A 635-nucleotide genomic window follows, 5' to 3' on the forward strand; every position below is an offset into this window, starting at 1 on the left:
CAAGGGGTGTCTCACGTCGCCCTGAATCTTAAACCAGCTCGCCGTCCCGCAAGAGAGGTACTGCAGGAAAGGGCCGAGTGTGTGTTACCCCATTTTTCTACCAGTTAATCACCACGGAGATTTCTATGATTCAGTCTTTCAGCCGTAAAGAAGCACTCAGTTTTCTTGAATATTTTCGACGTGGATGGGAAACCGGTGGATGGTCAGATACAGAGCATTATTTTGCAAAAAGTATATCGCTAAGAAGTAACCATAAGGGGCTGATTCATGGCCTGGAAGCAGTCATCCCTGCATTCGCTAAAGATACAGAATCCGGTTCGGCACTTAATCTTGTAACATCAAACTATTACGCCGCAGATGACGGAAAGGGTCTGGCAATGGTCAGTGCGTATCTGTATGGCGCGATTTGCCCGACCGTCAGATATAATCCCTCCGCCATGTTTGGTGCAGTGGTGCGCGTGACGCTTAAAATTGAAGCTAATGCCTGGAAAATCGCAGAACTTCTTGTCAATATTAGCTGGGCAGAAGGAAGTACTCGTTATTTCCCTGACTGGAAACTGCCTCCGGGAGAAAAAGGGTGGCGACCAGGCGATGCCCCCCCTGCTCTCGTCAGTGAACTTGACTCTCCCTGGGCC

1 protein-coding gene is annotated in these 635 nt (G+C 49.3%); it reads left to right on the forward strand.

Translation table 11 applies throughout. The features are described 5' to 3' along the window. Positions 1–125 precede the first annotated feature (125 nt). On the forward strand, positions 126–635 hold a 510-nt coding region (locus K5E19_RS23350), incomplete at its 3' end, for a hypothetical protein (RefSeq protein ID WP_221553311.1).

Origin of the sequence: Enterobacter sp. RIT637, assembly GCF_019718755.1 — a bacterium.
Lineage (GTDB): Bacteria > Pseudomonadota > Gammaproteobacteria > Enterobacterales > Enterobacteriaceae > Enterobacter.